14 protein-coding genes and 1 pseudogene are annotated in these 19,087 nt (G+C 70.6%); 7 read left to right on the top strand and 8 right to left on the bottom strand.

Annotation, left to right across the window (positions count from 1 at the left end; all coding sequences use genetic code 11):
- The first annotated feature begins 64 nt into the window (after window positions 1–64).
- A complete protein-coding gene (locus tag OEY_RS0102800) occupies window positions 65–601 on the top strand; it encodes a DUF1360 domain-containing protein (protein WP_026138052.1) in 537 nt (178 codons plus the stop codon).
- A gap of 116 nt (window positions 602–717) precedes the next feature.
- Here OEY_RS0102800 and OEY_RS27960 read toward each other — a convergent pair.
- Both OEY_RS27960 and OEY_RS0102790 read right to left on the bottom strand, forming a co-directional pair.
- Window positions 718–2,428 (bottom strand): annotated as a pseudogene (locus tag OEY_RS27960) (RecQ family ATP-dependent DNA helicase).
- A gap of 183 nt (window positions 2,429–2,611) precedes the next feature.
- Window positions 2,612–3,457 carry a ParB N-terminal domain-containing protein gene (locus OEY_RS0102790; RefSeq protein WP_010592429.1) on the bottom strand — a complete coding sequence of 282 codons (846 nt, stop codon included), beginning with the start codon at window positions 3,455–3,457 and terminating at the stop codon, window positions 2,612–2,614.
- Between the two features lie 94 nt (window positions 3,458–3,551).
- On the opposite strand from OEY_RS0102790, the gene OEY_RS0102785 reads away from it, so the two are divergent.
- Window positions 3,552–4,139: a suppressor of fused domain protein gene (locus OEY_RS0102785; RefSeq protein WP_010592428.1), complete on the top strand. Its 588-nt coding sequence runs from the start codon at window positions 3,552–3,554 to the stop codon at window positions 4,137–4,139.
- A 43-nt stretch (window positions 4,140–4,182) separates the two neighbouring features.
- On the opposite strand, the gene OEY_RS0102780 is transcribed toward OEY_RS0102785, so the two are convergent.
- Entirely contained in the window at window positions 4,183–5,994 is a 1,812-nt protein-coding gene (locus OEY_RS0102780; protein WP_010592427.1) for a hypothetical protein, read from the bottom strand.
- Window positions 5,985–7,052 carry a magnesium/cobalt transporter CorA gene (gene corA / locus OEY_RS0102775; RefSeq protein ID WP_010592426.1) on the bottom strand — a complete coding sequence of 356 codons (1,068 nt, stop codon included), beginning with the start codon at window positions 7,050–7,052 and terminating at the stop codon, window positions 5,985–5,987. Before corA ends, OEY_RS0102780 begins: the two co-directional genes overlap by 10 nt.
- Window positions 7,053–7,164: 112 nt before the next feature.
- Between corA and OEY_RS0102770 the strand changes: the two genes are divergently transcribed.
- The 4 genes from OEY_RS0102770 (at window position 7,165) to OEY_RS0102755 (ending at window position 11,110) form a co-directional block, all read left to right on the top strand.
- The gene (locus tag OEY_RS0102770; protein ID WP_010592425.1) at window positions 7,165–8,019 is read left to right on the top strand and encodes a PHP domain-containing protein; all 855 of its coding nucleotides are present in this window, start codon (window positions 7,165–7,167) and stop codon (window positions 8,017–8,019) included.
- Window positions 8,016–8,438, top strand: a complete 423-nt coding sequence (locus OEY_RS0102765; protein WP_010592424.1) for a hypothetical protein — start codon at window positions 8,016–8,018, stop codon at window positions 8,436–8,438. Before OEY_RS0102770 ends, OEY_RS0102765 begins: the two co-directional genes overlap by 4 nt.
- Window positions 8,439–8,883: 445 nt before the next feature.
- Window positions 8,884–10,077, top strand: coding sequence for an NAD(P)-dependent malic enzyme (locus OEY_RS0102760; protein WP_026138053.1), 1,194 nt, complete (start codon window positions 8,884–8,886; stop codon window positions 10,075–10,077).
- Window positions 10,078–10,174: 97 nt separating this feature from the next.
- The gene (locus tag OEY_RS0102755; RefSeq protein WP_228287171.1) at window positions 10,175–11,110 is read left to right on the top strand and encodes a glycine betaine ABC transporter substrate-binding protein; all 936 of its coding nucleotides are present in this window, start codon (window positions 10,175–10,177) and stop codon (window positions 11,108–11,110) included.
- Here the strand turns inward: OEY_RS0102755 and OEY_RS0102750 are convergent.
- From OEY_RS0102750 to OEY_RS0102740, 3 genes are read right to left on the bottom strand one after another with little or no spacing between them, the layout of a single operon-like run.
- Window positions 11,069–11,986 carry an alpha/beta hydrolase gene (locus tag OEY_RS0102750; RefSeq protein ID WP_010592421.1) on the bottom strand — a complete coding sequence of 306 codons (918 nt, stop codon included), beginning with the start codon at window positions 11,984–11,986 and terminating at the stop codon, window positions 11,069–11,071. The genes OEY_RS0102755 and OEY_RS0102750 overlap by 42 nt on opposite strands.
- A gap of 10 nt (window positions 11,987–11,996) precedes the next feature.
- Window positions 11,997–12,824, bottom strand: a complete 828-nt coding sequence (locus OEY_RS0102745; protein WP_010592420.1) for an SDR family NAD(P)-dependent oxidoreductase — start codon at window positions 12,822–12,824, stop codon at window positions 11,997–11,999.
- Complete coding sequence (locus OEY_RS0102740) at window positions 12,821–14,404, bottom strand: flavin-containing monooxygenase (protein ID WP_010592419.1); 1,584 nt, start codon at window positions 14,402–14,404, stop codon at window positions 12,821–12,823. The genes OEY_RS0102745 and OEY_RS0102740 overlap by 4 nt, the downstream gene beginning before the upstream one ends.
- 70 nt (window positions 14,405–14,474) lie before the next feature.
- Here OEY_RS0102740 and OEY_RS0102735 point away from each other — a divergent pair, with 70 nt between their 5' ends.
- On the top strand, window positions 14,475–15,143 hold the full coding sequence (locus tag OEY_RS0102735) for a TetR/AcrR family transcriptional regulator (protein WP_010592418.1): 669 nt from the start codon (window positions 14,475–14,477) through the stop codon (window positions 15,141–15,143).
- 82 nt (window positions 15,144–15,225) lie between these two features.
- On the opposite strand, the gene OEY_RS0102730 is transcribed toward OEY_RS0102735, so the two are convergent.
- The gene (locus OEY_RS0102730; RefSeq protein ID WP_082061374.1) at window positions 15,226–19,002 is read right to left on the bottom strand and encodes a multifunctional oxoglutarate decarboxylase/oxoglutarate dehydrogenase thiamine pyrophosphate-binding subunit/dihydrolipoyllysine-residue succinyltransferase subunit; all 3,777 of its coding nucleotides are present in this window, start codon (window positions 19,000–19,002) and stop codon (window positions 15,226–15,228) included.
- Window positions 19,003–19,087 lie beyond the last annotated feature (85 nt).

Here is a 19,087-nt window from a genome sequence, read left to right as displayed (position 1 = left end):
CGTGCGTGGGTACAGCCGTGCGTGGGTACTACTGCGCGGACCGAGCTACGTGCAGGAGAAGCAGATGAGCAATCAGACCGAGACGTCCGTCGACCTCGTCGACGCCGTCCGCGAACAGACCCGCGAGTACACCGGCGGGGAGGACATACCCCTCCGGGGCTACACGAAGGTCCTCGCCGGGTACAGCACGCTGGTCACCGTCGCGGTGATCGCCGCGGTGGTCACCGGGCGTCGACTGCCGGAGCGTCTGAGCGGGCAGGACCTCGTCGTGCTCGCCCTCGGCACGCACAAGCTGTCGCGCACGGTGACGAAGGACGCGGTGACCAGCCCCATTCGCGCGCCCTTCACGCGCTACAAGGAGCAGGGCGGCCCGGCCGAGGTGATGGAGGAGGTCCGCGGACCGAGCAACAGTCTCCGGCACAGCCTGGGCGAGTTGCTGAGCTGCCCCTTCTGCTTCGACATGTGGGTCGCGACGTTCTTCACCATCGGAATGGTCTTCGCACCGCGTCCGACCCGGCTCGTCGCCGGGCTGTTCGCCGCCCTCGCCGGGGCAGACTTCCTCCAGTTCGCCTACGCGAAGGCGCAGCAGAGCGTCGAGTGAGGGCCGCCGTCCGAGGGTGGGGCAGGATTACCGCGCCGGTTCGGAATCCGCCCACGCCACGGCGGGGGCGGATTCCGAAGTCGCGGGCGGATTTACGGGGCGCCCCCTGGGATCCGTCAGGCGATGTCCGGCTCCGGTTCGGGCTCCGAGTTCTCGGGGCGCAGCAGATCGTGCTCCTCCACCGCCTCGAGCGACAGCGTGCGGTAGCCGTACTCGTCGAACAGCACGGTGATCCGGTCCGGCTCCGCGCTCATCACCTCGCCGGGACCCCACTGCGCGTGCACCACTCGGGTGTGCAGCGGAATCGGCTCGTAAGGGCCGTGTTTCGGCGATTCCGGTCGGTGCTCGTGGATTCCCTCGCGGCAGCAGTCACAGTGCCCGCACGGATCGGGTAGCGACTCGCCGAAGTACCCGAGCAGGAACTGCCTGCGGCAGCCACGGGTTTCGGCGTAGCCCCGCATCATCTCCACGCGCGAGCGGTCCATCCGTTCACCGACCGCGGCCACCTCGGCCGCGCGGCGGACGGCGATCTCCACCTCGACGGTGCGTGCGGTGAGCCCCTTGCGTCCCGAGGAGACCACACCCGCGCGTTCGAGCAGGTTGACCGCGTTGGTGAGGGTTCGTCCCCGGATATCCAGTTCGGCGCGAAGGCTTTTCAGTCGTTTCGGTGACTTCGCGCGCGCCAGCGCGGTGAAGGCCCGGCCGAGCAGGTCCTCGTCCGGGCGGTGGGTGGTGAAGAACTTCGCGAGCGACAGGTCCTCGGGCCGGTAGAACAGCAGCGCCTTCGCCTCGAGCCCGTCGCGGCCGGCGCGGCCGATCTGCTGGTAGTAGCTGTCCACGGAATCCGGCGCGGAGGCGTGGGCGACGAACCGCACGTCGGGCTTGTCGATGCCCATGCCGAACGCGGAGGTCGCCACCACCACCTCGAGTTCGTCGTCGAGGAATCCGTGGTGCACCCGCTCGCGCGTGGCCGCCGGCAGACCGGCGTGGTACGCGGCCGCCCGCAGTCCCCGTTCGGTCAGCTCGGCCGCGTAGAACTCGGCGTCCTTGCGGGTCGCGGTGTACACCAGCCCGGGGGTCTCGAGTCCGGCGACGGTCTCGACCACCGCCCGGCGCTTGTCGGCGTCGGCGGTGTACCGCTCGACGGCCAGGTCGATGTTGGGCCGGTCGAACCCGCTGGCGATGACCACCGGGTCGCGCAGGCGCAGCTCCTCGACGATCTCCTGCCGCACCGGCGGCGACGCGGTGGCGCGACGCGGTGGCCGTGAGCGCCACCACCGGGGGCCGGCCGAGGCGGTCGAGCGCATCGGCCAGGCGCAGGTAGTCGGGCCGGAAGTCGTGACCCCACGCGGACACGCAGTGCGCCTCGTCGACTACCACGAGGGAGACGCGGGCGGCGGCGAGTCGGGCCACCACCTCGTCGTTGGCGAGCTGTTCCGGCGCCAGGAAGACGTACTCCACGGTGCGCTCACGGATCGTCTCCCACGCGGCTGCGGTCTCCGACGCCCGCTGCCGGGAGTTGATCGCGACCGCGTCCGGCGCCGAGGTGGCGTCGAGCCCCGCGATCTGATCGTTCTGCAGCGCGATGAGCGGGGAGATCACCAGGGTGGTGCCCTCGATCAGCAGCGCCGGCACCTGGTAGATCGCCGACTTGCCCGATCCGGTGGCCATCACCGCGAGCACGTCCCGGCCCTGCACCAGTGGTTCCATCGCGTCGAGCTGGCCGGGACGCAGCTCCTTCCAGCCGAACACGCGGCGCGCGGCCGCGCTCAGCTCGGTCCGGACGTCCCGGGTGGTGTCCGCTGCGTCCTGCACGGTCGCCGTCAAGCGCGTTCTCCTGTCGTGGGCCCGGTCCTGCCGACCAGGGTACGGAGCGCGGGGTCCCCCCCGCGCGGACCGGCGCCGGCACGCTGCTCGACCGGCCCGGGCGTCCGCGCGTCCGGCGGACGCCCTCGGTGGCTGCCGGGGGCATACCTCCGGCGCCGCGGGATCAAACCGGCCGGCGTGCGCTCACCGGGGGGCCCGCCGCTTCAGCCGCTCGATGATCTCCTCGTTCCACACGTGCCGCCGCACGAGCCGGTACCGTTCGCCGGCCAGCCACAGGTACGCCTCGGCGTCGGTTCGGGTGCGCAGCATCCCCGCCGCCCGCACCATGTCGACCACGGGCACGAACTCCTCGTCGAACCAGCGCTGCGCCACCACGTCGCGGGTGAGGAACTCGCCGCGCTCCTGCATGAGCCGGAAACCCCACGCCTCGATGCACTCGGCCAGCTCGGCGTAGTCCCACGGGTCCCGGACGGTCACCGCGTCGCGCCGCTCGCCGGTGAGTGGCACCCGGCTCAGGAACATCCGGTAGTGGTCCTTCCGCATCAGGTCCGAGTGCTGGCTCACCCCCTCGGGCGAGATCCGGGTGACGATCTCGGTCACGTAGGCGTCGATGGTCGCGTCCCCGCGGGCGTAGGCGATGGAGACGCGGTGGTGCCCGTCCACCACGAAGTGCATCGACCCGACCCGGTACACCGTGATCGGCGGCACGGCCTCGCCCCGGCGGCGGGCCGTGGCCAGCTTCTCCCATCGCTGGCGCAGCCGGGCCGACGTGGGCCGGAACCGCCGGTCGAAATCCTCGGTCCGGTCCACGCTGCCGACGATCGAGGCCACGTCGATGCTCTGCAGCCCCAGACGCCGTTCCCCGACCCTGCCCAGCGCCCGCACGACGGCGTCGAACGGCAGCACGGCGTTGACGTCCCCGGGTTCGCGGCGAAGCCAGGCGATCAGTCGCGCGTACTCGGCGCGCCGGCGCTGCCGGGAGAAGTCGTCGCCGGCATCGGCGCCGGGGAAGCCGGTGTCTCGCACCATGACACGACGGTACCGGCGGACGGGCTCCCGGTGACCCGGATCGGTGCGGGACGCACCGGCGGCACGAGCCCCGCGCCGGGTCTACATTGCAGGGGTGATCGACGCCGTGCTGCCCGCCGTCCGTGCCCATCTCAGCGCCCGCTTCGGGGGCGCCGAGCCGGAGACGGCGTCCGTGACGTTCCTCGGACTCGAACCCGTCGAGGTGCTGCGGTTCCGCGTGGAACAGCCGGACCTCGTGCGGTTCGCGACCCTGGGGTGTTCGCGGCATCCGATGGGCGACCCCACCGCGACGGTCGCCGACCCGACGCGGGGGCCGCGCGCCGAACTGATTCTGAGCATGCGCGGCCTCACCGGCACTCTGCCGGGGCTGGTCCGCACGCTCGCGACGCTCGCGGCACTGCCCGCGGTGGAGGGCGTCGTTCTCACCGACGACGCCCTGCTCGACCTGGGGGAGCCGTTGTGGCAGGGGGCACCCTTCACCGCGGTGATGCTCGAGCCGAGCGACGTCCCCGAACTGGTACTGCCCGAGCCCGCCGACCCGGTGCGGTTCTTCGAGGTGATCCCGCTGACGGGCACCGAGGCCGCGTGGAAGCGGTTGCGCGGCGGCGACGCGCTGCGCGAGGCGTGGTCGGAGGCCGGCATCGACGTGCGGGACCCGAACCGCGCCCCGGCCCGAATGTGACGGGAGCCCGAATGTGACGGGAGCCCGAATGTGACGGGCGCGGTCAGCGCGGGACGACGACGCCGATCGGGCCCCCCGCCAGGCACACGTCGAGTCCCGCCGATGCCGAGCGGGCCTGCAGCCCGGTGCCTGCGCCCGGGACCCGTGCGTAGGCCGTGCCCAGTCCCTCGGTGACCGGTACCCGCACCCGCGGGGCGGCGGGAAACCCCACCTCGATCTCGCCGTCCGCGGAGGCGCGGTAGTTCAGCTGCACCGTCCACTCCCCGCCCACGAGCGCCGTGTCGGCGGGCAGCACGGTCGTCCTCGACTCGGTGAGCAGATGCCCGCAGTCGGACACCGGACCGGGCAGCACGTGCCGCACCGGAACGAGTTCCGCCGGCACGAGTCGTCCCCGGTCGTCGAGCACCTGCAGTTCGGTGGTGACGGCGCCGATCTCGGCGCGTCCCGGCAACGGCGAGAACACCCGGCTCAGGAGGTTGTGGGGGTGGGTGACCGGCAGGAGCACCCACACCGACACGGGATGGTCGAGGATCGGCACGTCGGGGCGTGCGGTGAGCGCGGACCTCGCGGCGGCCAGGTAGGCGCCGGTGGGGTTGTCGGCCCAGGTGCGCGCGAAGGTCGTCGTGGACCACAGACAGCTCGCCGTGAAGACCACCGCGCACCCGGCGGCGACGATCCGCCGCGCGGGTGCGCGCCGCGGGTCGTCGCGTGGGCCGGCGCGCAGGATCAGGGCCGTTCCGATCGCGACGACCACGGCCGTGTCGGTGTGGTAGCGCAGGGTCTGGGCCAGTTCGTACGTCGTGTCCGGGCCGAAGCGGGTGGTGATCATCGCGGCCGTCGAGGCCGCCACGTAGGCGGCCGTCGCGGCCCACACCCAGCCCGTGCGCCGGCTGCGCCGCAGCGACCACACCAGGACGGCGAGCACCGCGGCCCAGGCCGCCACGACGAGCCCGGTCGGCGGATCCGCCCACGGCGGTCCCGGATTCCAGCGGTCCCATCGCCACGGCCCGCCCAGCAGCGCCGGCAGCACCCCGAACGAGACACCGTGGTGCGTCAGCCCCCGGACCATGTCGCCCGTCGGCGCCCCGAACCGGGACTCGACGAGGGACAGGTACGCCGCCGCCCAGGCCGCGAGGACCAGCGCCGAGCCGAGCCACAGCGGCGCCGCGCGTCGCGCCGCGGTGCGCACCGGCCGGGGGTGGCCGTCCAACCCGTACATCAGCGCGACGGTCGCGAAGGCCACCGCCGGTACCAGCACCGACTTCTCGAAGAACAGCAGTGCGACGCCGGTGACCGCCGTCCCGCTCAGCGCGTAGCGGAGCCGGCCCGTGCGCGCCGCACGGATCGCGTCGCCGGCCACCCACGCCAGGCCCGCCTGCAGCGGCAGCGAATTCAGGCCCGCCGCCCACCACGCGAACGCCGGCAGCGTCAGGGGCGTGAACAGGTAGAACAGCAGCGGGCCGAGCAGCGCCTGCCGCGGTCCGAGCAGCAACCACAGCACGCGCAGCACGGCCAGCGACGCCAACGCCTGGCCGGCCACGAGCGTCGCAGCCGCCGGCCACCACTGCAGCGGTGCGAGGCTCGTGATCACGTCGGCCACCACGAACGCACCCGGCATGAGATGGCCGTCGTGGTCGTAGCCGAGCAACTCGAACGACAGCAGCGGGTGCAGGCCCGCCCGTCCGACCAGAATCAGGTCGTCCCAGTAGAACTGCCCGCCGAACGCGAGCAGGGAGCGCACCGCCAGCTGCAGGACGATCAGGACGAGGGCCGCCGCGAGCACCCACGTCCCACGGGTGTGCCCTGCGGAAGCGACCGGCGTCAGGCGGTCCCGCGCCGCGGTGATCAGAGCCATTTGTTGCGGCGGAAGGTGACGAACAGGCCGACGGTGATCGCGACGATCGCCCCGATGACCACGAAGTACCCGTGCTCCCAGTGCAGTTCGGGCATGTTGTCGAAGTTCATCCCGTAGATCCCGGCGATCATCGTGGGCACGGCCGCGATCGCCACCCACGCCGAGATCCGGCGCATGTCGGTGTTCTGCTGCACCGTCACCTTCGCGATCGCGGCATCGACGAGGGTGCTCAGCGTCTCGTCGTAGTCCGCGATGCGCTCGGCCACTTTGGTGTGATGATCGGCGACGTCCCGGAAGTAGCGCCGCACCTCCTTGGGCACCGGATTGCCCGCGCCGCGGGTCAGCTGGCGCAGCGGCGTCGCGAGGGGGAGCACCGCCCGTCGCAGTTCCACGATCTCCCGCTTGAGCAGATAGATCTGCTCCACCGCGATGCGGGTGTCGGGCGTGAACACCAGTTCCTCGAGGTCGTCGATGTCCGGCTGCACGGCGTCGACCACGGCGAGGTACGTGTCCACGACGTGGTCGGCGACGGCGTGCAGCACCGACGACGGACCCAGCGCCAGCCGCTCCGGGGCGGCCTCGAGCCGATGCCGCACGTCCGCCAGCGCGGAGTGGTCGCCGTGGCGGACGCTGACGACGAAGTCCCGGCCGCAGAAGAGCATGATCTCGCCGGTCTCGACGATCTCCTTGGTCGTGGTCACCGACTCGTGTTCGACGTAGTTCACGGTCCGCAGCACGAGGAACGTCACGTCGTCGTAGCGTTCGAGCTTGGGCCGCTGATGCGCGTGCACGGCGTCCTCGACCGTCAGTTCGTGCAGCCCGAACGTGCGGCCCACGCTCGTCATCTGCTGTTCGTCGGGCTCGTGCAGGCCGAGCCACACGAATCCGGCGCCGCGCCGGCGCACCTCCTCGAGCGCCGCGCCGTGGGCGTAACGGCCCGGCAGCCGCACGCCGTCGACGTAGACGGCGCAGTCCACCACCGCCCGCTCGGCGGGGACGCGCAGGGTGGACGCCGGGGCGCCGGTCCGGCGCGACGGGTGCGAGGGCAGGTTCGGCATCGGTTCCCTTCCGCGCAGCACGCTCCGGCCCGTCCGGGCGGTCGCAGCGTCATGCTAACCCGCCCCGGACCGCCCGCCGGGGCCGCACGACGGCACCTGACACACTGGTGGGGTGCGTATCGATCTGCATACCCACTCGCTGGCCTCCGACGGGACCGACACCCCGGCGGGACTCGTCCGTGCCGCGGTCGAGGCCGGGCTCGACGTGGTCGCCCTGACCGACCACGACACCACCGCCGGCTGGGACGCGGCGGCCGACGCCCTGCCTGCGGGACTGCGGCTGATCCGCGGCATGGAGATGTCGTGCACCGGACGCGGTGAGGACGGCCGGCCCGTGGCGGTGCATCTGCTCGCCTACCTGTTCGACCCGCGGAACGAGGCGTTCGCGGTCGAGCGGGAGCGCCTGCGCGGGGAGCGGGTGGGCCGTATCCGGGCGATGGCCGAGCGGATGGCCGCCGACGGGCTGCCCGTCGATCCCGAACGGATCGTCACCGCCGCCGGTCCGGTGGCCGGGCGGCCGCACCTGGCGCGCGCGCTGGTGGAGGCGGGGGTCGTTCCGAGCATCGAGGCCGCGTTCGCGGACCTGCTGTCGTCGCGGGGTCGCTACTACGTCACCAAGGCGGACACTCCGCTGTCGGAGGCCGTGCGCATGGTCGCCGACTCCGGCGGTGTCACCGTCGTGGCGCATGCCCGTGCCCGGTCCCGGGGCCGGCTGCTCGCACTCGACCACATCGAGGAACTCGCGGAACTGGGCCTCGGCGGCCTCGAGGCGGACCATCCGGACCACGCTCCGGCCGACGCGCAGCTCATGCGGGACATGGCGGCGAAGCTCGATCTGTTCGTCACGGGGTCGTCCGACTACCACGGCGGCAACAAGGCCGTCCCGCTCGGCCGGTACACGACGGACGCCGAGGCGTTCGAGGCGCTGACGGCACGGGCCACCGGGGTCGAGGTGCTCGAGGGATGAGCACCTGGGGCCGCCCGGCGCGCCGCGACGACCGCGCCGTCGGGCACGACGACTTCTACGACGACTCCGCTCACCGCTCCGGGCGCGACGCCTACGAGGCGCCCGCGGCGGCATCGCCCCGCGGTGGGACGCCGAGTCGGGACGGGTTCGTCGTGCGGGGACTGCGAGCCCTGTCGGGTGTGGTGTGCGGCGCGGTGATCGTCCTGACAGCGGTGGTCTGGGTGGCGCAGTACCTGGGGGACAAGCGGGATTTCCCGGGGCCGGGTTCGGCGTCGCTGTCCGCGCACGTCGTCGCGGCGCTCGTCGCCACGGCCGCGCAGCTGTTCGCGGACCGCCGGCGTGGTCTCGCCGCGGTCGCGGGCGTGGCTGTGGTCTATCTCACGGGCGCGGTTCTGATGTTCACCCAGTGGTGGGGCTGACGTTCGGACCCCCGTGCGTTACCGGCAGGTAACCGGTCGGCATCTCGGGCTTTTGCCTCGGAACGACCCCGATCGTGGGGTCGACATTGCGGCTCGGCTGTCCAAACTCACAGGTGAGCGCCGAAAATCGTGAGACATTCGCAAGAAATACCGATTTGATTGTTGGCTTGTGAAGGTGGCAAACTTTTCCTCAATCCGGCCTCGGTGCCACCGCCTCGAAGCCGGACGAAGATGGCAGACCCTGTAGAGGGCTCGTCGCCAGGGCTCACCCGCCTCGGCGCCATCACGCTCCGGAAGTCGTACAGCGTTGTACAGCGGTAACCGTGATCGCGCCCGGAAGCTTCACCGAAATGTCCTTGGCGAAGCGCTGCACCCGATGTCCGTCGCGCAGCTACTTCGCAGTAACCGGAACCCGAGTGGTTCCGGCTCGAGCAGGAGTGTCATCGTGTCAATCGTGTCTGATGCACCTACCCCCCAGAAGGTCGAGTTGACCGACGAGGAAATCTTCGGCAGCCACGTCGACGGCAAGCTGTCCGTCGAGCTCACCGCACCGCTGGAGACGCAGCGGGACCTGTCGATCGCCTACACGCCCGGCGTCGCGCAGGTCTCCCGCGCGATCGCGGCCGACGAGACCCTCGCCGACCGCTACACCTGGACCAACCGCCTGGTGGTGGTCGTCTCCGACGGCTCGGCCGTCCTCGGCCTCGGTGACATCGGCCCGCGCGCGTCGCTGCCGGTGATGGAGGGCAAGTCCGCCCTGTTCAAGAAGTTCGCCGGCCTGAACTCGATCCCGCTGGTCCTCGACACCAAGGACCCCGACGCGATCGTCGAGACCCTGATCCGGCTGCGCCCGAGCTTCGGCGCGGTCAATCTCGAGGACATCTCGGCCCCGCGTTGCTTCGAGATCGAGAAGCGCGTGATCGAGGCGCTGGACTGCCCGGTCATGCACGACGACCAGCACGGCACCGCGATCGTCGCGCTCGCCGCGCTCAAGGGTGCGGCCAAGGTGCAGAACCGGGAGCTGTCCGGCCTGCGCATCGTCATCTCCGGTGCCGGCGCGGCCGGCGTGGCGGTGGCCAACATCCTGCTCGCCGCCGGCGCCGCGGATGTGACCGTGCTGGACTCGAAGGGCATCGTCTCGCGCGAGCGCACCGACCTGAACGAGGTCAAGGTCGACCTGGCCGCGCGGACCAACCCGGCCGGCCGGCACGGCGGCCTGATCGAGGCCCTGAGCGGTGCGGACGTGTTCATCGGCGTCTCGGCCGGCACGGTGCCCGAGGAGATCGTCGCCGAGATGGCCGACGGTGCGATCGTGTTCGCGCTGTCGAACCCGGACCCGGAGATCCACCCGACGATCGCCGCCAAGCACGCCGCGATCGTGGCGACCGGGCGCAGCGACTTCCCGAACCAGATCAACAACGTGCTGGCCTTCCCCGGTGTGTTCAAGGGCGCGCTCGACGCCGGTGCCCGGCGCATCACCGAGGGCATGAAGCTCGCCGCCGCCGAGGCCATCCTCTCGGTCGTCGGTGACGAGTTGGCCGTGGACAAGATCGTCCCGAGCCCTCTCGATCCGCGGGTGGCGCCCGCCGTCGCCGAGGCCGTCGCGGCCGCGGCACGGGCCGAGGGCGTCACCGACTGACGCGATCGACCGCACGCCCCGGCCGGAGCCCGCACCCAGGTTCCGGCCGGGGCGTTCGGCTTTCCGGGGATGCGCGAGGATGGGCAACGTGTGGAACGTGAGGAGACGGCGCGGCGGGGGATTCGGACGGACGGCGGCCGGGCTGACGGTCGCCGTCGCGGTGCTGACCGGGTGCGGCCCGTCGGTTCTCGACGAGTCGGCGGATGCCGCCACGGTGGTCGTCGGATCCGGGGACGACGTCGCGAGCGAGCTGCTGGCCCGCATCTACGCCGGCGCCCTGGCCGGAAGCGGAACCCGTACCGAACTGCGAACCGGGCTCGGTGACCGGGCCGGATACCTGGCGGCGCTGGACGCGGCCGAGGTGACCCTCGTGCCGGACTACACCGGCCGGTTGCTGCGGTACTTCGCTCCGGCTGCCCCGGACACGGACGCCGAGGACGTGTTCGAGGCCCTCGCCCGTTCCCTGCCCGACGACCTGGCGATCACGGATTATGCTGCCGCCCAGGATCGTTCGATGCTCCTCGTGTCCGATGCCACCGCGGAGCGGCTCGGCACCACCGAAGTGGCCGGAATTCTCGGCCGGTGCGGCGAACTGACCGTGACGGTGTCCGGCGGGTTCGAGGTGAACGACGGCCTGCGGGACCTGGCCGAAAGAGGTTGCGTCCCGGGCCGTGTCGAGTCCGGCGACGACGACGTGGCGCTGCACGCGGCCACGCAGGGTGCGAGCGCGGCCGCGCTGACCACCACCTCGGTCGTCGCGCGCGACACCTCGGGGGTCGCGCTCGAGGACGCACCGGACCGCGCGCCCGGGACGGATCCGGAGGACGCAACTGCCACGGAGCCACCGGTGTTCGCTGCCCAGAACGTCGTCCCCGTGTTCCGCGAACACGTCCTGGGGGAACGTCAGCTCGAGGCTCTGAGCCTCGTCGCGGGCGAGCTCACCACCGCCGACCTGGCCGAGATGCTCGGCCGGATCGACGGCGGCGAGGACTCAGCGGTCGTCGCGCAGGCCTGGCTCACCGAGCACGTGTGAACGCAGGAACCCGCCCAGCTGTGCCACCGCGTCGGCGGCCTGACCCACCAGCGCGGCCTGCAGATGGGCCACGTGCCACAGATCGCGCTGCTCGGTGACCGTCACCTCCACACCCGCGTCGCGGAGCTTGCGGGCGAACTCGGTGACCTGCGGGTACAGCATCTCGCCGGTGCCGACATGGATCAGCGTCGGCGGCAGCCCGTTCAGGTCTCCCCGCAGGGGCGCGTAGCCGGGGTCGGCGGCGTCGTGCCCGCCGAGATACGCGCGGGCCGAGGCCGAGATCCAGGCGGCGTTGAGGACCGTGTCCCGGTCGAACGGGAAGTCGCGCGAGCCGGGGTCGGCCAACGGTGCGATCAGACCCAGGGCGGCGGGACGGACCCCGTGCCGGTCGATCAGCCGTCGCGCCGTCGCGACCGCCAGCCCGCCCCCGGCCGAATCCCCGGCGATCGGGGCGGTCCCCGGGGTCACGCCGTGCTCGGTCACCAGCTCGAGGTACGCACCGACCGCGTCGTCCAGGGCGGCGGGGTAGGGGTGCTCGGGAGCCAGCCGGTAGTCGAGCACGTAGACCGCCGAACCCGAGGCCGCGGCCAGGTGCGCGGCCAGGGACCGGTGCGTGGCGGGGGAGCCCACCGTGTACGCGCCGCCGTGCAGGTACAGCACCGCGGTGGGACGTTCGGTGGCGCCGACGGTGACGCGTTCGGCCGGCCGGCCCGCGAGCGTGACCTGCCGGACCACCGTGCCCTCGGGCAGGGTCTGGATCGGGGCGACCAGCTCGAGCAGCCGTCGCTGGGCGGAGTACGGCAACCGGGCGTTGAGGGCCAGCCGGTACGCCGGACGCAACGCGGCCCGCACGACGGGCAGGGGGAGCTGTGGCATGACCGCGACCCTAGCCCCTGGGCACGAAGCGGCCACTGACGAATGCGACGACACGCTGGTAGGACGGGCCCACCGCGCGTACCCAGGCGTCGAGGACCTTCGCGTCGGCGCCCACGAGTATCCGGGGCCGGCCCTTGCGCACCCCCTCGACGATGGTGCGGGCCGCGTCCTCCGGGCTGGTGCGCGCCAGCTTGCGGTCGAAGAACTGGGCGAAGGACTCCTGGTCATCGCCCGCCGGGACGGCCGCATTGCGGGCGATCGCGGTCTTGATGCCGCCGGGATGGACACAGCTGACCTTGACGGGGTGCCCGGCGATCAGCATTTCCTGGCGCAGGGACTCGGTGAAGCCGCGGACGGCGAACTTCGCGGAGTTGTAGGCGCTCTGACCGGGGATGGACAGCAGCCCGAACAGGCTCGAGACGTTGACGATGTGTCCGTCGCCGGACGCGACGACGTGGGGCAGGAACGCCTTGGTGCCGTTGACCACGCCCCAGAAGTCGACGTCCATGATCCGCTCGATGTCCTTGAACTCCGAGCGCTCGAACTCTCCGTGGTAGGCGATGCCGGCGTTGTTGTAGATCTGGTTGACCTGGCCGAAGTGGGCGGCGACGGCGTCGGCGTAGTCGAGCACCGCCTCGCGCTGCGTGACGTCGAGGTGGTCGGCCTTGACCTCGGCGCCGAGATCGCGGGCCCGGCGCGCGGTTTCCTCCAGCCCGACGGTGTCGACGTCGGACAGGGCCAGCCGGGCGCCGCGCCGGGCGAGCTCGAGCGCCAGAGCGCGGCCGATGCCCGATCCGGCGCCGGTGATGACAGCTACCTTTCCTGCGAACTCGCTCACTGTGCTGCCACCTTCCGGGCGTCGGTCTCATCGGTGTCACGAACGGCCGCCGGCGTCTGCGCCGGGACCGGGGGGAGATCTGCCGCAGCGACGCTGCGGTAGGCATCCAGATCGAAATGCCGGGTGATACGGCGGAACTCGAACGTAAAGCTCGGCCACAGGGTGGTGTTGTTGCCGTGCTTGTCGAGGTACCAGCTCGCGCAGCCGCCGTTGTTCCACACGCTGCGCTTCAGGGCGTCCTGCAGGTTGCGGTTGTAGTCGTCCTGCCCCTCGGCGCGCACCTCGACGGTGCCGATCCGATGGCGGTCGATGGTCTCGATCGCGTCCACGACGTAGTTCAGCTGGGATTCGATCATGTACACCATCGAAGTGTGGCCCAGGCCGGTGTTCGGTCCCACGAGGAAGAACATGTTGGGGAACCCGGCGACCGCGGCACCCTTGTAGCCCTGCATGCCGGTGGCGTCGAAGACGTCGGCGAGACTGCGGCCGTCCTTGCCGAAGATGCCGGCGAAGGTGGGCGAGTCGGTGACGTGGAAACCGGTCGCGACGACGATGGCGTCGACCTGCCGGGTGGTGCCGTCGCGGGTGACGATGCCGTCCGCGGTGACCTCCGCGATGCCGTCGGTGACCAGGTCGACGTTCGGGCGGGCCAGCGCGGGGTAGTAGTTGTTGGAGATGAGCATCCGCTTGCAGCCGATCTGGAAGTCCGGGGTGACCTTGCGGCGCAGCTCGGGGTCGGCGATCTGGCGGCGGATGTGCGTGCGGGCGGCGAGCTCGAGCGGCTTCATGAACGCCGGTGCCTTGGCGAGGCCGACGACCTGTGTCTCGCGGGTGAGGTACTGCAGGGCGCGGGACAGGCGCTGGAATCCGGGCAGGTGGCGGAACGCGAGCCGCTCGACGGGGGTGTACTCGCGGTCGGCGCGCGGCAGCACCCATGGCGCGGTGCGCTGGTAGACGTCGAGGTGGGCGACCTTGCCGGCGATGGCGGGCACGATCTGGATCGAGGAGGCGCCGGTGCCGATCACGGCGACGCGCTTGCCGGTGAGGTCCGCGTCGTGGTTCCACCGGGCGGAGTGGAAGATCTCGCCCCGGAACCGGTCGATGCCCTCGATGTCGGGCAGCGCCGGTTCGCACAGCGCGCCGACGGCGGAGACGACGATCCGGGCCTCGAACGCGCCCTTGGTGGTCTGCACGTCCCACCGGTGGGTGGCGTCGTTCCAGCGGACGGTCTGCACGTCGCAGCCGAAGACGGTGCGGCGGCGCACGTCGTACTTGTCGGCGATCGAGGCGATGTAGGCCTGGATCTCGGGCTGAGGCGAGAAGGACCGCGTCCAGCCCGGGTTCAGGGCGAACGAGTAGGAGTACAGATTGGAGGGAACGTCGCACGCGGCGCCCGGGTACGTGTTGTCGCGCCAGGTGCCGCCGACCTCCGAGCCGCGTTCGAGGACCACGAAGTCCTTGCCGGCCTGCGTCAGTCGGACGGCGGCGCCGAGTCCGGCGAACCCGCTGCCGATGATCAGCGTGTCGACCTGACGCGGGTGCGCATCGGTGGCGATGGTGTCTGTTACCGGAAGACTCATGTAAATGAGCGTAGGGCCATACTGAGTGGGGGTCAATAGCTGTTGACTACGATTCAACAAGAATGTTTGCATGGCACCTGTGAAGGGCAACATCGTCAAGCGCACCAGGCTCAGTCCTGCCGAGCGCCGGGCCCAGCTCGTCGACCTCGGCGTCCAGCTGCTCGCCGAACGGCCGCTCGAGCAGATCTCCGTGGAGGAGATCGCCGATCAGGCCGGGGTGTCGCGCGGGCTGCTGTTCCACTACTTCGCGTCCAAGCACGACTTCCACGTCGAACTCGTCCGGCACACCAGCCGCGACATGCTCGAGCGCACCGCACCCGACGACAGCCTCGAACCGATGGACATGCTGCGCGGCACGATCGTCGCGTACGTCGACTACGTCACCGACCACCGCGACACCTACCTGTCGATGCTGCGCGGCACCGCGAGCGGGGATCCGGACATGCGACAGGTCTTCGAGGACACCCGCACCGCGATGGTCGAACGTACCGTCGCGCACCTGCACCGCATCGGCATCGACGCCGGCCCCGCCGTAACCCTGGCGGTGCGCGGCTGGATCGCGTTCGTCGAGGACACCACGATCGCCTGGCTGCGGGACCCGCAGCTCACCCGCGAGGAGTTCGTGGACCTGGCCGTCGCGGCTCTGCCGGCGCTCGCCCTGGCTGCCGGCGGGCCGAATGTGACATCCAGTCGATTCGATCGACCGGATGTGACATTCGGTCACGTCGCTGGATCGTAGGAAACGGCGCGAGCCGGGCCGGCTGCCCCGAAGGGCAGGCGCGACCCGGCTCGTGTGAGAACCGCGGGGTACCGCCGGTGACCTACTGACCGAACGCCTTCTCCAGGATCTCCTGCTGCTCGACAGCGTGCACCTTGCTCGACCCCGACGACGGCGCCGACATCGCGCGGCGCGACGCCCGCTTGATGCCCGACAGCTTCTCGGGCAGCATCTCCGGCAGCGCCAGGCCCAGGAACGGCCACGCGCCCTGGTTGGCCGGCTCCTCCTGCACCCAGAAGAACTCGTGCGCGTTCGGGTACCGGTCGAGTGCCTCGGCGATACGCCGGCGCGGCACCGGGTACAGCTGCTCGATCCGCAGGATCGCGACGTCGTCCCGCTTCTCCTTGTCCTTCTTGGCCTTCAGCTCCCAGTAGAGCTTGCCGGAGGTCAGCAGAACCCGGGTGACCTTCTCGCGGTCGCCGCCGTCGCTCTCGTACATCGGCTCCTCGAACACCGAGCGGAACTTACCGTTGGTGAAGTCCTCGAGGTTGCTGACCGCGGCCTTGTTGCGCAGCATCGACTTCGGCGTGAACACCACCAGCGGACGGCGGATCCCGTCGAGGTGATGCCGGCGCAGCAGGTGGAAGTAGCTTGCCGGGGTGGACGGCATGGCCACCGTCATCGAACCCTCCGCACACAGCTGCAGGAACCGCTCGATGCGGCCCGAGGTGTGGTCCGGGCCCTGGCCCTCGTGGCCGTGCGGCAGCAGCAGCACCACGTCGGAGAGCTGGCCCCACTTGGCTTCGCCGGAGGAGATGAACTCGTCGATGATGGACTGCGCGCCGTTGACGAAGTCGCCGAACTGCGCCTCCCACAGCACCAGCGCCTCGGGGTTGCCCACGGAGTAGCCGTACTCGAAGCCCAGGCCCGCGAACTCGGTGAGCGCCGAGTCGTACACCATGAACTTGCCGCCCTTGCCGCCCTCGGCCGCGACCTGCTGCAGGGGGGTGTACTCGGCGCCGGTCTTGCGGTCGATGAGCACCGCGTGACGCTGGGTGAACGTGCCGCGGCGCGAGTCCTGGCCGGCCAGACGCACCAGCGCGCCCTGCTCGACCAGCGAACCGAACGCGAGCAGCTCGGCGTACGCCCAGTCGATGTGGCCCTCACGGGACATCTCGCGACGCTTCTCGATGACTGGCTTGACGCGCGGATGCACGGAGAAGCCCTCGGGGACGTTGACGAACGCGTCGCCGATCCGCTCGAGCACCGACTTGTCGACCGCGGTGGTCAGCTTCGCCGGCGGCGTCTGGTCGAGCTCGACCGACTCGGACGGCTCCGGCTTGAACTTTTCGAGCTCGCGGACCTCGTTGAAGACCCGTTCGAGCTGGCCCTGGTAGTCGCGCAGCGCGTCCTCGGCCTCTTTGAGCGAGATGTCGCCACGACCGATGAGGGACTCGGTGTAGCTCTTGCGGACGCTGCGCTTGGTGTCGATCACGTCGTACATCGCCGGCTGCGTCATCGACGGGTCGTCGCCCTCGTTGTGGCCGCGACGGCGGTAGCAGATCATGTCGATGACGACGTCCTTGTTGAACTTCTCGCGGAAGTCCACGGCGAGGCGGGCCACCCACACGCACGCCTCCGGGTCGTCGCCGTTGACGTGGAAGATCGGCGCGCCGATCATCTTCGCGACGTCGGTGCAGTACTCCGACGACCGCGAGTGCTCGGGGGCCGTGGTGAAGCCGACCTGGTTGTTGACGACGATGTGCACGGTGCCGCCGGTGCGGTAGCCCCGTAGCAGCGCGAGGTTGAGGGTCTCGGCCACGACACCCTGGCCGGCGAACGCCGCGTCACCGTGCAGCAGCAGCGGCATGACGGTGAAGCCACCCTCGCCCTTGTCCAGGATGTCCTGCTTGGCGCGCACGAGGCCCTCGAGGACCGGGTTGACGGCCTCGAGATGCGACGGGTTCGCCGTGAGCGAGACGTTGATGTCGTTGTCGCCGAACATCTGGATGTAGTTGCCCTCGGCGCCGAGGTGGTACTTCACGTCGCCGGATCCGTGGGCAGCGGCCGGGTTCAGGTTGCCCTCGAACTCGGTGAAGATCTTCGAGTACGGCTTGCCGACGATGTTGGCCAGCACGTTCAGGCGGCCGCGGTGCGGCATCGCGATGGCGACCTCGTCGAGCTCGTGCTCGGCGGCCTGGTCGATGATCGCGTCCATCATCGGGATGACCGACTCGGCGCCCTCGAGCGAGAACCGCTTCTGGCCGACGTACTTGGTCTGCAGGAACGTCTCGAACGCCTCGGCGGCGTTGAGGCGGCTGAGGATGTACTTCTGCTGTGCCACGGTCGGCTTGACGTGGTGCGCCTCGACGCGCTCCTGCAGCCACTGCTGCTGCTCGGGGTCGAGGATGTGGGTGTACTCCACGCCGACGTGGCGGCAGTAGGCGTCCCGCAGCACCGACAGCACGTCGCGCAGCTTCATGCGCTGCTGCCCGTGGAAGCCGCCGACGTTGAACTCCCGGTCGAGGTCCCACAGGGTCAGGTCGTGGGTGGTGACGTCGAGGTCCGGGTGCGACCGGAACTTGTCCTTGACGAACTGCAGCGGATCCGTGTCGGCCATCAGGTGGCCGCGGCTGCGGTAGGCGGCGATCAGCTCGAGGACGCGGGTGCTCTTGTCGACGGCGCCTTCCGGCACGTCCTTGCGCCAGCGGACCGGCTCGTAGGGGATGTGCAGCGTGTGGAAGATCTCGTCGTAGAAATCGTCGCTGATGAGCAGGTTGTGGACGGTCCGCAGGAAGTCGCCGGACTCCGCGCCCTGGATGATGCGGTGATCGTACGTGGAGGTCAACGTCATGAGCTTGCCGACGCCGAGCTCGGCGATGCGCTCGTCGGAGGCGCCCTGGAACTCGGCCGGGTACTCCATCGCGCCGGCGCCGATGATGGCGCCCTGGCCCGGCATCAGGCGGGGCACCGAGTGCACGGTGCCGATGCCGCCCGGGTTGGTCAGCGAGATGGTGACCCCGGAGAAGTCCTCGGCGGTGAGCTTGCCGTCGCGCGCACGACGGACGATGTCCTCGTACGCGGAATAGAACTGCGCGAAGTTCATCGACTCGCAGTTCTTGATCGCGGCGACGACGAGCGAACGGTTGCCGTCCTTGCCGGCCAGGTCGATGGCCAGCCCGAGGTTGGTGTGCGCGGGGGTGACCGCGTTCGGCTTGCCGTCGATCTCGGCGAAGTGGCGGTTCATGTTCGGGAACGCCTTCACCGCCTGCACGATGGCGTAGCCGAGCAGGTGGGTGAACGACACCTTGCCGCCGCGGGTACGGGCGAGGTGGTTGTTGATGACGATCCGGTTGTCGACCATCAGCTTCGCAGGGATGGCGCGCACACTGGTGGCGGTCGGGATCGAAAGCGAGGCGTTCATGTTCTTCGCGACGGCAGCAGCAGCGCCACGGAGAACCTTGGACTCTTCCTGGGTAGCCGAAGCGGCGGGCTTCGCGGGGGCCGGCTTGGCGGCGGGCTTCGCGGGGGCCGGCTTCGCGGCCGCCGGCTTGGCGGCGGGCTCGGCCGGCTTCGGAGCGGCCTTCGCCGGGGCGGTGCCGGCCTTCGCCGGGGCGGGGGTGGCCTTCGGCGGAGTCTCGGCCGGGGCGGCCTTCGAGGCGGGAGTGGATTCGGTGGAGGTCGGAGCGGAACTCTGCGCCGGACGCTGGGTCTGCGTGGCACCGTTCGCGCCACCTGCGACCGCCGCCTCCGGGGAGTAGTCCGTCAAGAATTCGTGCCAGCTGGCGTCCACGGACGACGGATCGTCCTGGAACCGCTGGTACATCTCGTCAACCAACCACTGGTTCTGTCCGAACTGGGAAGTAGAGCTGCTGCTCACGGCAGTTGTTCGCCTCGTTTCTTTCTTCGGTACCCGATCGGAGTGCCTATGTATATGAGGCTAGCCCGCGACTGTGACGAACAAA

The organism is Rhodococcus sp. P14 (assembly GCF_000256505.1).
Lineage (GTDB): Bacteria > Actinomycetota > Actinomycetes > Mycobacteriales > Mycobacteriaceae > Rhodococcus > Rhodococcus ruber.
Note: the sequence above shows the minus strand (reverse complement) of the source record. Positions and strands in the feature narration are given on the sequence as shown.

Coding starts and splice junctions, on each gene's coding strand:
- OEY_RS0102735 (WP_010592418.1), top strand. CDS start 14,475: ATGGCACCTGTGAAGGGCAACATCGTCAAGCGCACCAGGCTCAGTCCT.
- OEY_RS0102750 (WP_010592421.1), bottom strand. CDS start 11,986: ATGCCACAGCTCCCCCTGCCCGTCGTGCGGGCCGCGTTGCGTCCGGCG.
- OEY_RS0102800 (WP_026138052.1), top strand. CDS start 65: ATGAGCAATCAGACCGAGACGTCCGTCGACCTCGTCGACGCCGTCCGC.
- OEY_RS0102780 (WP_010592427.1), bottom strand. CDS start 5,994: ATGGCTCTGATCACCGCGGCGCGGGACCGCCTGACGCCGGTCGCTTCC.
- OEY_RS0102790 (WP_010592429.1), bottom strand. CDS start 3,457: ATGGTGCGAGACACCGGCTTCCCCGGCGCCGATGCCGGCGACGACTTC.
- corA (WP_010592426.1), bottom strand. CDS start 7,052: ATGCCGAACCTGCCCTCGCACCCGTCGCGCCGGACCGGCGCCCCGGCG.
- OEY_RS0102740 (WP_010592419.1), bottom strand. CDS start 14,404: ATGAGTCTTCCGGTAACAGACACCATCGCCACCGATGCGCACCCGCGT.
- OEY_RS0102765 (WP_010592424.1), top strand. CDS start 8,016: ATGAGCACCTGGGGCCGCCCGGCGCGCCGCGACGACCGCGCCGTCGGG.